General features: G+C 65.1%; 12 protein-coding genes. All 12 read right to left on the bottom strand.

Annotated elements, in window-relative coordinates; translation table 11 throughout:
* Window positions 1–110 precede the first annotated feature (110 nt).
* Window positions 111–1,421 (bottom strand): DNA polymerase IV, encoded by a 1,311-nt coding sequence (locus CH305_RS20180; RefSeq protein ID WP_052058453.1) that lies wholly within the window; start codon window positions 1,419–1,421, stop codon window positions 111–113.
* Window positions 1,422–1,480: 59 nt separating this feature from the next.
* Window positions 1,481–2,140: a peptide deformylase gene (locus tag CH305_RS20175; protein ID WP_256983900.1), complete on the bottom strand. Its 660-nt coding sequence runs from the start codon at window positions 2,138–2,140 to the stop codon at window positions 1,481–1,483.
* 11 nt (window positions 2,141–2,151) lie between these two features.
* Window positions 2,152–5,289 (bottom strand): isoleucine--tRNA ligase, encoded by a 3,138-nt coding sequence (ileS, locus tag CH305_RS20170; RefSeq protein ID WP_094704795.1) that lies wholly within the window; start codon window positions 5,287–5,289, stop codon window positions 2,152–2,154.
* A gap of 285 nt (window positions 5,290–5,574) precedes the next feature.
* On the bottom strand, window positions 5,575–5,751 hold the full coding sequence (locus tag CH305_RS29140; RefSeq protein WP_032379034.1) for a hypothetical protein: 177 nt from the start codon (window positions 5,749–5,751) through the stop codon (window positions 5,575–5,577).
* Between the two features lie 81 nt (window positions 5,752–5,832).
* The gene (locus CH305_RS20165) at window positions 5,833–6,684 is read right to left on the bottom strand and encodes a DivIVA domain-containing protein (RefSeq protein ID WP_032379035.1); all 852 of its coding nucleotides are present in this window, start codon (window positions 6,682–6,684) and stop codon (window positions 5,833–5,835) included.
* Between the two features lie 159 nt (window positions 6,685–6,843).
* A complete protein-coding gene (locus CH305_RS20160) occupies window positions 6,844–7,131 on the bottom strand; it encodes a YggT family protein (RefSeq protein WP_032379036.1) in 288 nt (95 codons plus the stop codon).
* An 82-nt stretch (window positions 7,132–7,213) separates the two neighbouring features.
* On the bottom strand, window positions 7,214–7,861 hold the full coding sequence (locus CH305_RS20155) for a cell division protein SepF (RefSeq protein WP_094704722.1): 648 nt from the start codon (window positions 7,859–7,861) through the stop codon (window positions 7,214–7,216).
* Window positions 7,862–7,943: 82 nt separating this feature from the next.
* The gene (locus tag CH305_RS20150) at window positions 7,944–8,702 is read right to left on the bottom strand and encodes a YggS family pyridoxal phosphate-dependent enzyme (RefSeq protein WP_094704794.1); all 759 of its coding nucleotides are present in this window, start codon (window positions 8,700–8,702) and stop codon (window positions 7,944–7,946) included.
* A gap of 19 nt (window positions 8,703–8,721) precedes the next feature.
* Window positions 8,722–9,489 (bottom strand): peptidoglycan editing factor PgeF, encoded by a 768-nt coding sequence (gene pgeF / locus CH305_RS20145; RefSeq protein WP_094704721.1) that lies wholly within the window; start codon window positions 9,487–9,489, stop codon window positions 8,722–8,724.
* The gene (ftsZ, locus tag CH305_RS20140; RefSeq protein ID WP_032403952.1) at window positions 9,486–10,739 is read right to left on the bottom strand and encodes a cell division protein FtsZ; all 1,254 of its coding nucleotides are present in this window, start codon (window positions 10,737–10,739) and stop codon (window positions 9,486–9,488) included. Before ftsZ ends, pgeF begins: the two co-directional genes overlap by 4 nt.
* 172 nt (window positions 10,740–10,911) lie before the next feature.
* Window positions 10,912–11,631: a cell division protein FtsQ/DivIB gene (locus CH305_RS20135; RefSeq protein WP_256983899.1), complete on the bottom strand. Its 720-nt coding sequence runs from the start codon at window positions 11,629–11,631 to the stop codon at window positions 10,912–10,914.
* A gap of 71 nt (window positions 11,632–11,702) precedes the next feature.
* Window positions 11,703–13,208 carry a UDP-N-acetylmuramate--L-alanine ligase gene (gene murC, locus CH305_RS20130; RefSeq protein ID WP_094704719.1) on the bottom strand — a complete coding sequence of 502 codons (1,506 nt, stop codon included), beginning with the start codon at window positions 13,206–13,208 and terminating at the stop codon, window positions 11,703–11,705.
* Window positions 13,209–13,242: the final 34 nt, after the last annotated feature.

Below are 13,242 nucleotides of genomic sequence, written 5' to 3'. Positions count from 1 at the left end.
GTAGTGGTCGTCTCGGACCGGAGTCCACTATGTCAGCTCGGATCGGTCGAGACACAACCCGTAACGCCTACCTGTGAAACCTCACAGAGTTTCCTCAGCTCTGCCACAACTCACTTCAGGCTGTCGAGAACATCGGCGACGACCAGGTTCTCGTCCGATTCGGCAAAGGTACGCGCGATCCCGGGCCCGGTGGTGCGGGTCTCGAATCGCACGGTCACCACCGCGTGCCCGGCACCCTGCACCCAGCCGTGACCGAATTCGGGATGCCTGACGTCCATGCCGGGCTGCCACCGCGGGCCGTCCGGAACGACGACGTCCGCGGCGGCCGCCACCGGCACGGCCGACTCCTCCGTCGCGTCTGTTGCATCCACGACCGGTTCGTGTTCGAGTTCGGGGAACAGCGACCCCTGCCGAACGGCCGACAGCCCGGCCAGACCGACCCCGACCAGCCGGATCGGTCCGACGTCGACGGGATCGACCGCCAGTCGCTGTGCGGTGGCCACGATCGTCTGCTTGTCCACGGTCGCGTAGGGCAACGTCGCCGATCTGGTGATGATGCTCATGTCGGACTTGCGCAGTTTGAGTACTACCGTCCTGGCACCCCGACCGTCCTTCAGCAGTCTGCGATGCGTCGACTCGACGATGGCCTCGATGGCAGGTCGCAGCTGAGCGAGAGAGATGACATCCTGCGCGAACGTGGTTTCGGCGCTGACCTGCTTGGCCTCGGCGCGCTCGGCCACCACTCGATTGTCGATGCCGCGCGCCAGCTGATGCAGGCTCGGCCCCATCGTGGCACCGAGAATCGACGCCACCTCGGACTCGGGGGTGGCCACGAACTTGCCGATCGTATCGATTCCCAAGCGCCGCAACCGCTCTCCAGCCACCGGGCCGATCCCCCACAGCTTCCGCACCGGCAGGGCAGCCATCAGCTCGGCCTGTACTCCCGGAGCGACGACGGTGATTCCGTCGGGCTTCGCCAGGCCCGACGCGATCTTGGCGATCTGTTTTCCCGATCCGGCACCGATCGAGGCCACCAAACCGGTCTCGGCCAACACCAGGGCGCGCAGATCCGCGCAGAACTGCTCGACCTCGCTCACTTTCGCGCCGCCCAGTTCGATCGGCTCACCGAACGCCTCGTCGATCGAGAGCTGTTCGAGGACGGGCATCCGCCCCCGCAGTGCCTCGAACGCCCGCCGACTCAACTCCGAGTACAGCGGGAACCGCGGCGGCAGGACCACCGCACTCGCACCGACCAGCCGACGTGCCTGATGCATCGGCATCGCCGATCGGGCTCCGAACGCACGCGCCTGATAGCTGCAGCCCGCCACCACACCTCGCCCGCCTGCTCCGCCGACGAGAACCGGGCGGCCCCGGAGCGTGGGCCGAGTCAGTTGCTCGGCGGAGGCGAAGAACGCATCCATGTCCAGGTGCAGCACCCATCGGCGACTCCGCAGGGTGTCGTCGGCGATGTTCGGCACGGTCAGCGAGGATCGACGGTGAAGCCGAGCGCCTGACCAGCGCGTTCGGGTGTCGGATCCGACCACAGTTCACCGTAGTTCTCGGTCGTGGTCAACGATCGGGTGTGCGCGGTGTCGATGTACAGCGTTCCGCCGAGGTGGTCGGTCTCGTGAGCCACGATTCGGGCCGGCCAGCCGCGAACCACCTCGTCGATCTCGTGACCGAATTCGTCGGTGCACTCGAGCCGTACCTCGGCTGCCCGGGTCACGACGGCCTGGTATCCGGGAACGCTGAGACAGCCCTCGTAGAAACCTGCCGTCCTCGACCCCACCGGCGCGTACCGGGGATTGACCAACACTCGGAACGGCAGCGGCGTGCGCTCTCGCGCACGAGCGACCGCCTCGCCGACATCGAACAGATCCTCGATCACCGCAATCTGCAGCGGAATGCCGATCTGCGGCGCAGCGAGACCGACGCCCGGTGCGGCGTGCATCGTTACCCGCATCACCTCGACCAACTCCGCGAACGTGTCGGCGTCGAGTTGCCCGTCGTACGCCGCTGCCTGCGAACGAAGAACCGGGTCACCGGCGGCGACGATCGGCACGACGCCACCGCGAGCTCCGGCGAGGAGCTCGTGAACGGCACCGACCACCGCCTTCTCGGTCACATGCCCTTCGCTCACATGCCCTCCACTCACGACGACTTCGTGACCGCTGCCCGAACTCCTTCACCGAGATCGCTGCCGTCGTCTCCGACGCGTCCGTCGACGAGGGAGAGTGCGAGCACCTCGCGCGCGATCAGATCTCGGTGAGTGTCCAGCCACGCCTGTCGGTGCTCGGGCACCTCGATGACGATGTCGATGCGGTCCGAGACGTCGAGTCCGTGATTACGACGCGCGTCCTGCAGTTCGCGGATGCGATCCTTGGCCCAGCCCTCCGCCTCGAGCTCCTCGGTCACGGCGGAATCGAGCACCACCAGGCCGGCGTTACCGGGCAGAGGTGCCGTCGACTCCGGCTCGGCAGCAACGAGTTTGCGGGTGTACTCCTCGGGCAGCAGCGCTGTTCCTGCTGCGCTCACGACACCGTCGGCATCCTCTTCCCAATCGCCCGCCTTGACGGCCTTGATCACCTTCTGGACGTCCTTGCCGATACGCGGGCCCGCAGCACGCGCGTTGACGACGAGCTCGAACTTTCCGTGTACGGCAACGTCGTCGGTGAGGTCGACCTTCTTGACATTGACCTCGTCGGCGATGATGTCGACGAACGGACGCAGGCGCTCCGCATCGGCGGCGGCAACCGTCACCTCGGGCAGCGGCAACCGCACTCGCAGGTTCTGCGCCTTACGCAGACCCAGCACGGTGGAGCACACGGTACGAACCTCGTCCATGCTCTCGACGAGTTCCGGATCCGACGGCAGTTCGTCGGCCTCGGGCCAATCCGTCAGGTGCACCGAGCGGCCACCGGTCAAGCCGCGCCACACCACTTCGCTGATCAGCGGCAACAGTGGAGCGGCGATGCGAGTGAGCACCTCGAGCACGGTGTGCAGGGTGTCGATCGCGTCGGCGTCCTCGCTCCAGAACCGCGAACGAGACCGTCGCACATACCAATTGGTCAATGCATCGCAGAACGTGCGCAGCTCGTCGCAGGCACCGGCGATGTCGTTGCCCTCGAGCGCATCGGTGATCGCGTCGCGGGTGGCCGACAGCTTGGCGAGAACGTAGCGATCGAGCACGTGCGGCGAGTCGGTACGCCACTGGCCGGGCGTCGAGGCGTAGAGCTGAAGGAAGCTCCATGCATTCCAGATCGGCAGCAGTGCCTGCCGCACTCCCTCGCGGATGCCCTGCTCGGTGACGATCAGGTTGCCGCCGCGCAGGATGGGTGACGACATCAGGAACCACCGCATGGCGTCGGAGCCGTCGCGGTCGAAGACCTCCTTGACGTCCGGGTAGTTACCCTTGGACTTGCTCATCTTCAGACCGTCGTCGCCGAGCACGATGCCATGTGCGGCAACAGTTTTGAATGCAGGCCGATCGAAGAGCGCGGTCGCCAGCACGTGCAGCGTGTAGAACCAGCCACGGGTCTGCCCGTTGTACTCGACGATGAAATCGCCCGGGTTGTGCGTGGAGAACCATTCCTCGTTCTCGAACGGGAAATGCACCTGCGCATAGGGCATCGAGCCCGACTCGAACCAGCAGTCCAGCACCTCGGGAACGCGACGCATCGTGGACTTACCGGTCGGGTCGTCCGGGTTGGGTCGCGTCAGGTCGTCGATGTACGGACGATGCAGATCCGTCGGACGCACACCGAAGTCACGCTCGAGCTCGTCCAGGCTGCCGTACACGTCGAGACGAGGGTAGGCGGGGTCGTCGGACGTCCAGGCCGGAATGGGGCTGCCCCAGTATCGGTTTCGGCTGATGTTCCAGTCTCGTGCACCTTCGAGCCACTTGCCGAACTGGCCGTCCTTGATGTGCTCGGGCACCCAGGTGATCTCCTGGTTGAGCTCGACCATCCGATCACGGAACTTGGTGACCGCGACGAACCACGACGGAACCGCCATGTAGATCAGCGGCTGACCGCTGCGCCAGCTGTGCGGGTACGAGTGCTCGATGGTCTCGTGCCGCAGCAGGCGGCCCGAGGCCTTGAGGTCCTTGATGATCACCGGGTTGGCATCGAACACCATCAGACCCTCGTACGGCGGCACCAGCGAGGTGAACTTTCCGCCCGCGTCGAGCGGTTGCACCACCTCGATACCGTTCGCGGTGGCGACGTCCATGTCCTCTTCACCGAAAGCGGGTGCGAGGTGCACGATTCCGGTGCCCGAATCGGTGGTGACGTAGTCGGCCTGCAGCACGCGGTGTGCGTTCTCGTGGCCGAGGAAGAAGTCGTACGGCGGTGCGTAGGTGAGTCCGACCAACTCGGTGCCGGTGTGCTCCGAGAGCACCTCCGGCTCCTCCCCCAGTTCCTTCGCGTAGTGCGGAAGACGCGCAGCGGCAAGCACGTAACGCTCGCCGTCCGTGCCTCGCACCTGCACGTAGTGCACATCGGGGTGCACCGCGATCGCCAAGTTGGACGGAAGGGTCCACGGAGTGGTGGTCCAGATCAGTGCGTTCGCGCCGTCCAGCGGTGAGCCGGGAGCCGTCAACGGCATCGTGACGGTGACCGCGGGATCCTGACGCATCTTGTATGCGTCGTCCAGGCGCGTCTCCTGATTGGACAAGGGCGTCTGCTCGTACCAGCTGTACGGCAGAACTCGGTAGCCCTGGTAGATCAAGCCCTTGTCGTGCAGCGTCTTGAACGCCCACATGACCGACTCCATGAAGTCGACGTCGAGGGTCTTGTAGTCGTTGTCGAAATCGACCCACCGCGCTTGCCGGGTGACGTAGTCCCGCCACTCGTCGGTGTACTGCAGTACCGACTGCTTGCAGTAGGCGTTGAACTTCGCCAGGCCCATCTCGTCGATCTCGGACTTGTCCTTGATGCCGAGCTGCTTCTCCGCTTCCAGCTCTGCGGGCAGACCGTGGCAGTCCCAACCGAACCGACGCTCGACCTTCTTGCCGCGCATGGTCTGGAAGCGCGGGACGAGATCCTTGACGTAGCCGGTGAGCAGATGTCCGTAGTGGGGCAGGCCGTTCGCGAACGGAGGACCGTCGTAGAAGACGAATTCCTCGGCATCTGCGCGGTTGTCGATGCTGGCCCGGAACGTACCGTCCTCGGCCCACTCGTGCAGCACGATGCGCTCGAGATCGGGGAACGGAACACTTCCCGATCGACCTTCGGCCAGATCCACCAGCGGGTACGACTCGCTCGTGGGACGTGAGCTCGAATCAGTCATATCTGTCTCCTCCGTGCCGGACGCGTACGAGACGCGACATCCGTTGGCACGGGGACGACATTCGACGATCTGGACGCCGATACCGCGGTACCACCCCGCTTGCTCGCACTCGACGTTCCTGCCGTCGGAGCGAGCCACTCCACGTGAGCTGTGACGGGCTCACCCGTTCGGTTCTACTGAACGTCCATCCGAAACACCTCGGCGCTTCGCATCGACGTCGTTCTTCCGAAGGCTCCCCGGTGATGGCCGGATCGACGCCTGAACCTACCTGTCCTGAAGGTGATGCTACCTGTCGAGTTCTGGCGGTGGTCGACGGCCGGTGAGCGCGCCGACCAGGAGCAGAATCGCTCCGAGGATGCACACCACTATGCACGCCCAGGCCCACACGACGGACCCCGTCATCAGGGCGAGAACCAAGAATCCGAAACCGATCGCCGCTGCGCCGAGAGTCAGGACCAACACGGGATTCCTCGCTCACCATTCGCCATGACAACCGGGTCCGACGCTGCCGTCATCGGCAGCGTCGGCGGGCGCAGTCGAGCGTCAGTTGCCCTTGGCGTACGACTGGCTGTACCCGGACGACTGGTTGTCCTGATTGAAGTTGTCCTGGCCGTTGTCGACGGGCAGAGCCGACGAACGATTCTCGAGCTCTTCGAGCTGAGATTCGAGGTACGACTTGAGGCGCACCCGGTATTCGCGCTCGAACGTCTTGAGCTGCTCGATGCGGCCTTCGAGAACGGAGCGCTGCTGGTTGATCGTCGCCATGATCTCGGTGTGCTTGCGCTCGGCGTCGGCCTGCAGTGCGTCGGCCTTCTCCTTGGCCTGACGAAGCTGGGTCTCGGAGCGGGTCTGTGCGTCGGAGAGCAGCGACTCGGACTTCTGCCGAGCCTCGGACATCATCGACTCGGAGCGCGTGCGGGCATCGGACACCAGACGCTCGGCGTTGGTGCGAGCATTGCCGAGCAGCTGCTCGGACTCCGACTTGGCATCACCGGTGAGACGATCGGCCATCTCCTGAGCGAGGCCGAGGATCTTGGCGGCCTGCATGTTGGAGTCGCCGCTCTGCTGCGGGGCTGCGGCAACGGGTGCGACCGGTGCAGGCTGCTGGACCACAGGCGCGGGCTTGGGGGGATCCACCGGGCGCGGCGGCTCGACCTTCGGTGCCGCGACCTGAGCGGGCTGCGGGTTCTGCCGAACCGAGCTCTTGGCATCCGCGAGCTCCTGATCGAGCTCACCGACTCGCTGGCGGAGGTCGGCGTTCTCTTCGATCAGTCGCGACAGCTCTTGCTCGACGAGGTCGAGGAAAGCGTCGACCTCGTCTTCGTTGTAACCACGCTTACCGATAGGCGGCTTGCTGAACGCTACGTTGTGCACATCAGCTGGAGTCAGCGGCATGGAAGGATCCCTTCACGCGTCTTGGGGCGGTAGAGCAAGCATTCAGTTATATGCCATTCCGCGCGAGTGCAGAACAATCAAACTGTAACTGGCGTCCATTCTGTCACACAGGACACGCAGCTTGCGCGCGTCCTACGTTCTAACATTCCATCTTCGGCCTCAGGCCGCGAGACCGCTGGTCACATTCCACGCGATGAAGACGACGAACAGCAGGACCATGATGGACAGATCCAGCCGAACTCCACCGAGGTTGAGCGGCGGAATGATCCTGCGGAGAAACTTCACCGGCGGGTCGGTAACCGTGAAGATCGCCTCGAGCAAGATGACGACCACTCCCGTCGGTTGCCAATCTCTCGCAAAAGTCCTGATGAACTCGACGATGATTCGACCGATGAGAAGGAGCCAGAAAAGAAACAATACGATGTTGATCACCGTGAACACGATCACGGCTATACTCTGCCTGACTTCGCCAGGCTGAGCAAAGTGCGCTGGTCACAGCCTCGAACTACCGCTCCGAACAGAGAAACTCTCACTGCTGGCTGTAGAAACCGGTTTCAGCGATGCGCCTGCGCTCCTGCGGCGATACATCGACATCGGCGGGCGAGAGCAGAAAGACCTTCGTCGCTACCTTGTCGAAGGAACCACGGAGCGCAAAGGCCAGACCGGCAGCAAAATCGACCAGTCGCTTGGCGTCCGCGTTGCTCATCTCCACCAGGTCCATGATCACCGGAGTGCCGTCGCGGAAGCGCTCGCCGATGGTGCGGGCCTCGCTGTAGTCGCGCGGACGCAGCGTGGTGATCTTCGACAGCGGACCTCCGTCGTCGACGATCGGGCTGCGTCGAGGTTCCGCCCGCACATCCATACGGGTGTCCATGGCCAGGGCTCCGCGAGTGGCCGTACCTCGGGTCGACGGCGCCGATGTACGTCCTCGGCCGCCGATCGGGGCCAGGGTGGCGGCCGGCCGGGGAGCCTCGTAGTCGTCGTAGTCGTCGTCGAGTTGAGCGTGCCGAGATCCACCGAACGACGGCTTCACGAACTCACGCTCGTCGATGTCGTCGTAGCTGTCACGCCCACCACGGGAGCTGCGTCGCGCGTCCGGATCGTCGAGGTAGTCGTCCTCGTAGTCGGCGAGCGGAACCATGCCGAAGTACGCCTTGAACTTGTGCAGGGTGCTCATCGTTCTGCCTTCCGTGGAGTGTGTCTACCGTCGATCCCCAGGTTCGCAAGTGTCTGTTGTGACTGATGTGATCCGTGGACTGTTATTGCGAGGTTATCGGCCGGGCCCCGAGTATTGCGGTACCGACACGCACGCACGTCGATCCGTGGCGCACAGCAGCTTCCAGGTCTCCGGTCATACCGGCAGACAGCTCGAGTGCCTCGGGATGATCGTGCAACAGACGATGGTGGAGATTCTCGAGGTCGGCGAACGCGGCCTCCGGTTCGGCGTCGAGAGGCGGCACCGCCATCAACCCCGCCAGACGCAACCCTGCTGCGTTCGACACAGCCTCGGCAAGCTCGTGGAGTTCGTCACGTTCGACGCCTCCGCGGTGCACATCGCCGTCGAGACTGACCTGAAGAAGCAAGTCGAGTTCCGACCGACGCACGCCCTCGTCCAGAGCGGATGTGGTCGCTTTCGACAATGCCGCCACGAGCCTCGCACTGTCCACCGAATGGATGGAATGGGCCCAGGCCGCGACGGACTTCGCCTTGTTTCGCTGCAGATGCCCGATCATGTGCCACCGCGGCGGATCGGGGAGAAAATCCTCGGCCGTCTCGGCAACCTTCGGCGATGCGTCCTGCTCTCGGGATTCGCCGAAGTCGCGGCAACCGAGCCGGTACAGGGTGCGCACGTCCGACGCCGGAAAGAACTTGGTCACCGGCAGCAGAGCCACGTCAGCGGGCGTCCGGCCTGCATCGACACAGGCGCGGCGCAACCGCTCCCGCACCGACGTCAACGCCGTCTCGATCTCGACCGCACGGTCCGCGACCGGCCCGCCATCATCGATGGGTTCGCTCATGACATCCCCTTCTGCCGACTCAGCGATCGACCGCTGCGGCTCGATCGTCCGTCGATGCACTGTCCATCCACACCACGCTGGCGATCCGGCCGGTCGACCCTTCCCGGCGGTGGCTGAACAGAGTTCTGTCCTCGATGGTGCAGCGCGGATCCTGCGCCACTGCGGACACTCCCGCCGCGAGCAGTTGGGCCCGGACACCGGCGGGGATGTCGAGTCCCGGCGTGTTGCGAACCGTCGTCGTCGCACTGCCGGGGAGATGCTTGTCTACGTCCGCGCGCATCGCTGCGGGCACCTCGTACTGGCGTCCACTCGCGGCCGGGCCGAGAAATGCACCGATCCTCGCGGGCACCGCACCGAGCTCGACCATGGCCGCCACGACCCGAGGCACGATGCCGATACGGGCACCGACCCGACCTGCGTGCACAGCGGCGATCACTCCGGCTTCCTCGTCGGAGAGCAGGATCGGTACACAATCGGCGGTCAACACCACCAGCCCGAGGTCACGCTGCGTCGTCACCACTGCATCGGTCATCGGCACCGGCTCGGCCACGGGACCGTCGACCACCGTGACGGTGCGTCCGTGGACCTGTTCCATGAAGACGAGCCGCTCGACGCCCATTCCCAATCTCTCGCCGAGACGACGGCGGTTGGCCTCGACGGCCGACGGGTCGTCGCCGACGTGATCACCGAGATTGAAGGTGTCGAACGGGGGTGCCGAGACACCGCCCGCTCTCGTTGTCGAGACGCGTCGAACGCGGAACGGACCAGCGGATGCGGTACCGCTCACCGCCGCATGAAGGACGGTACGTCGACTTCGTCTTCGCCCTCGTCCTCGGCGATCGGCACTCGACGGCCGGAGCCGACACCCTCGCGGCCCTGCCCGCCGCCGGATTCCCGGCTGGACGACTCACGGTTGGACGAGCTCGACGAGTTCAGCGGCGGCAGGCTGCTGCCACTCGGTGCACCGACCGGGTCACGGAACACAGCACCTTCGGAGCTCTCGTTCGTGCGCGAGGACACCTCACCGGAGCGGGCCGATCCGATCGGACCGCGCGTGGACGTGGCCGCTTCGACCGGGCGGCGCGTCGGGGTGCCACCGTCGAAGCCGGCGGCGATGACGGTCACCCGAACCTCGTCGCCGAGCGAATCGTCGATGACCGTTCCGAAGATGATGTTGGCATCGATGTGGGCTGCTTCCTGCACCAGCGACGCAGCCTCGTTGATCTCGAACAGACCGAGGTCCGAGCCGCCGGCGATGGACAGGAGCACTCCGCGTGCACCTTCCATCGACGCTTCGAGCAACGGCGAGTTGATCGCCGATTCGGCCGCCTTGATCGCGCGACCTTCGCCGCGGGAGGAACCGATGCCCATCAGCGCACTGCCTGCGCCGGACATGACGCCCTTGACGTCGGCGAAGTCGACGTTGATCAGGCCCGGGGTGGTGATGAGGTCGGTGATGCCCTGGACACCGTTGAGCAGAACCTCGTCGGCGCTGCGGAATGCATCCATGAGGCTCACCGCTGCATCGCCGAGCTGGAGCAAGCGGTCGTTGGGGATGACGATGAGCGTGTCGCAGGATTCACGAAGCTGCTGGATGCCGGTATCGGCCTGTCCGCCACGACGCTTGCCCTCGAAGGAGAACGGCCGAGTGACGACGCCGACGGTCAGTGCGCCGAGCTTGCGAGCGATGTTGGCGACGACGGGAGCGCCGCCGGTACCGGTGCCGCCGCCCTCTCCTGCGGTGACGAAGACCATGTCGGCACCCTTGAGCACCTCTTCGATCTCGTCCTTGTGATCGTCTGCTGCGCGGCGACCCACCTCGGGATCGGCACCTGCGCCGAGTCCGCGGGTCAGTTCGCGGCCCACGTCGAGCTTGACGTCTGCGTCACTCATCAGCAAGGCCTGAGCGTCGGTGTTGACCGCGATGAACTCGACTCCCTTGAGTCCCTGTTCGATCATGCGGTTGACCGCGTTCACGCCGCCGCCGCCGATGCCGACGACCTTGATTACGGCGAGGTAGTTGTGCGGGGGCGTCATGGGCTCTCGCCTTCCATGGGTTGTTGCGTGAAATGTGGAAAACCCTCAACCTAAACCACAGGCTTAGAGTTATGTCAAGTACTGAACTGCTCGGAACGCTATTCATCCCCGACGGCTATCGCCATTAGGCGCGCCGACGCCGCGCCGGAAATATGCGTCACTAGCGCCGAAACTACTTCGTGGTGGGTAGATCCGGACTCGACACATCGAAAATCTGACCGGGCTGCGACAGCAACGCGATCGCCACCGCAGCCTTGCGTTCGGAGTTGTCCTTGCTACCCCACACCACGGTTCGTCCGTCGAGCAACAGAACCGAGATGTCGGACAAGGTGCTCGCGCGCAGCTCTCCCACTTGATCTCGCAACAGCGGCGGCAGCGTATCGAGCACCGCCAGAGCATCTTTCGTCACCGCATCACCGAACACCGGATTCTCGGTCACCAGCCGCACAACCCCGGGCGGCGGAGGTGCGATCGCAAAATCCACGCCGGTGGAATCGAGCAGATGGGTGCCGTCCGGAGAATCGAAGAACGCCACCGGCGTTCGCTCCTCGACGGTCACCTGCACGGTCGACGGGTACTTACGCTGCACGCGCACCGTCGCCAACGCCGGAATCGTCGCCACCCGCTGCGCCGCCGCAGCCGTGTCCACCCGAACCAGCGGAAGACCGGCGGGAACGTCGAGCAGATCGAGGATCTCCTGCTCGGACACCGAGGACTCCCCCGCGACCGTGACGCTCCGAACCGAGAGCAGCGGCGTGAAGTACACCAGCGCAGCCGATCCCACCACCACGACGACGACGGCAAGCGCAATCAGGATGGCCTTGCGACGCGACCGCTTCACCCGAGCGCGCTCGTGTTCCCTGGCCAGGGCGCGCGCCTGCTTGTCGCTCATCGGCGATGGCGAATCATCCTCTGCTGCAGCTGTTCCCGACCTCGAAGAACGAACTCGATCGGAGCGGCGGTTCACTGCGCCGGCCGATCCTTCGGTACGTCGCGGCCGGTCGCAGCACCGAAATCGGTTTTCGAGCGAAGTGCGTCCAGAATCGGACCACCGAGCATCGTCACGTCACCGGCACCCATGGTGATGACCACGTCGCCCGGCCTGCTCAGATGAGCGACCTGCTTGGCCACCAACGACAGATCCGGTTGATAGTTCACCGGTTTGGTCACCGAGGCGGCAACCAGTGCTCCCGTCACACCGGGCAACGGCTCCTCGCGCGCACCGTAGACATCGAGCACCACGATCTCGTCCGCCAACGACAACGCAGCACCGAACTCCTCGGCGAACGTCGCGGTCCGTGAATACAGGTGCGGTTGGAACACCACCACGACGCGCCCTCGCTCGAGACCTGCGCGGTCCTGGCCGGCGACGAGAGCCTGCGCTGCCGTCAACACCGCACGGACCTCGGTGGGGTGGTGTGCGTAATCGTCGAACACTCGGACGCCGTGCTCTCGACCGGTGAACTGGAAACGTCGGTGAACCCCGCCGAAGCCGGTGAGCCCGGCCAACAGTTCCTCGGTACCGGCACCCACCTGACGCGCCGCGACGAACGCCGCAAGCGCATTGAGCGCGGTGTGCCGTCCAGGAACACCGAGCCGAACCGTGCGCGCCGCATCCTCACCGGCGATCTGCAGCTGCGCGACGCCGCCGATGTCCTCGGGCTCCCACGCCAACAGACGAACGGCCATCTCGACCGGTCCGGCGTCGACGTCGGACGAACCGTAGCCGAGCACGGTCACGCCGGGCAGGTTCTTCTCGACCACCCGGCGAGCGAGCGCTGCCGAACCCGGATCGTCCATGCATGCCACGAGCACGCCGCCGGGGCGCAGCACAGCGGCGAAGTCGTCGAACACCTGCACGTAGGCCTCGGTGGTGCCGAAGTGGTCCAGGTGATCGGCCTCGATGTTGGTCACGATGATCACGTCGGCCGTGTACTGCAGCAGCGAACCGTCGCTCTCGTCCGCCTCGGCCACAAAAACGTCGCCGCTTCCGTGGTGCGCGTTGGTCCCCGCCTCGTTGAGCTCTCCCCCGACGGCGAACGACGGATCGAACCCGCAATGCTGTAGCGCAACCACCAGCATCGAGGTGGTCGACGTCTTCCCGTGGGTGCCCGAGACCAACAATGTGCGGTAGCCCTGCATGAGAGAGGACAGCACGGCCGGCCGCAGAACCACTGGAATTCCGCGCATCCGGGCCTCGACCAGCTCCGGATTGGTCTTGGGAATAGCGGCATGGGTGGTCACCACGACGGTGGGGCCGCCGTCGATCATGTCGAGCGCACTGGCGTCGTGACCGATGCGAACCTGCGCACCACGTGCACGGAGCGCGAGCACACCACGTGATTCCTTGGCGTCCGATCCCGATACCTGCCCGCCGCGAGCCAGCAGGATGCGCGCAATACCGGACATTCCCGCACCACCGATACCCACCATGTGCACTCGCTCGAGCTCTGCCGGCAATTCCGACATCGCCGCACCGTCAATTGTCACGCGGACGTCTCCC

The organism is Rhodococcus sp. 15-649-2-2, assembly GCF_002258645.1.
Classification (GTDB): domain Bacteria; phylum Actinomycetota; class Actinomycetes; order Mycobacteriales; family Mycobacteriaceae; genus Rhodococcoides.
Note: the sequence above shows the minus strand (reverse complement) of the source record. Positions and strands in the feature narration are given on the sequence as shown.

Excerpts from the sequence above, each read along its gene's own strand:
- CH305_RS20180 (WP_052058453.1), bottom strand. The coding sequence starts at position 1,421 with ATGGATGCGTTCTTCGCCTCCGCCGAGCAACTGACTCGGCCCACGCTC.
- ileS (WP_094704795.1), bottom strand. The coding sequence starts at position 5,289 with ATGACTGATTCGAGCTCACGTCCCACGAGCGAGTCGTACCCGCTGGTG.
- CH305_RS20165 (WP_032379035.1), bottom strand. The coding sequence starts at position 6,684 with ATGCCGCTGACTCCAGCTGATGTGCACAACGTAGCGTTCAGCAAGCCG.
- CH305_RS20155 (WP_094704722.1), bottom strand. The coding sequence starts at position 7,861 with ATGAGCACCCTGCACAAGTTCAAGGCGTACTTCGGCATGGTTCCGCTC.
- CH305_RS20150 (WP_094704794.1), bottom strand. The coding sequence starts at position 8,702 with ATGAGCGAACCCATCGATGATGGCGGGCCGGTCGCGGACCGTGCGGTC.
- ftsZ (WP_032403952.1), bottom strand. The coding sequence starts at position 10,739 with ATGACGCCCCCGCACAACTACCTCGCCGTAATCAAGGTCGTCGGCATC.
- CH305_RS20135 (WP_256983899.1), bottom strand. The coding sequence starts at position 11,631 with ATGAGCGACAAGCAGGCGCGCGCCCTGGCCAGGGAACACGAGCGCGCT.
- murC (WP_094704719.1), bottom strand. The coding sequence starts at position 13,208 with ATGTCGGAATTGCCGGCAGAGCTCGAGCGAGTGCACATGGTGGGTATC.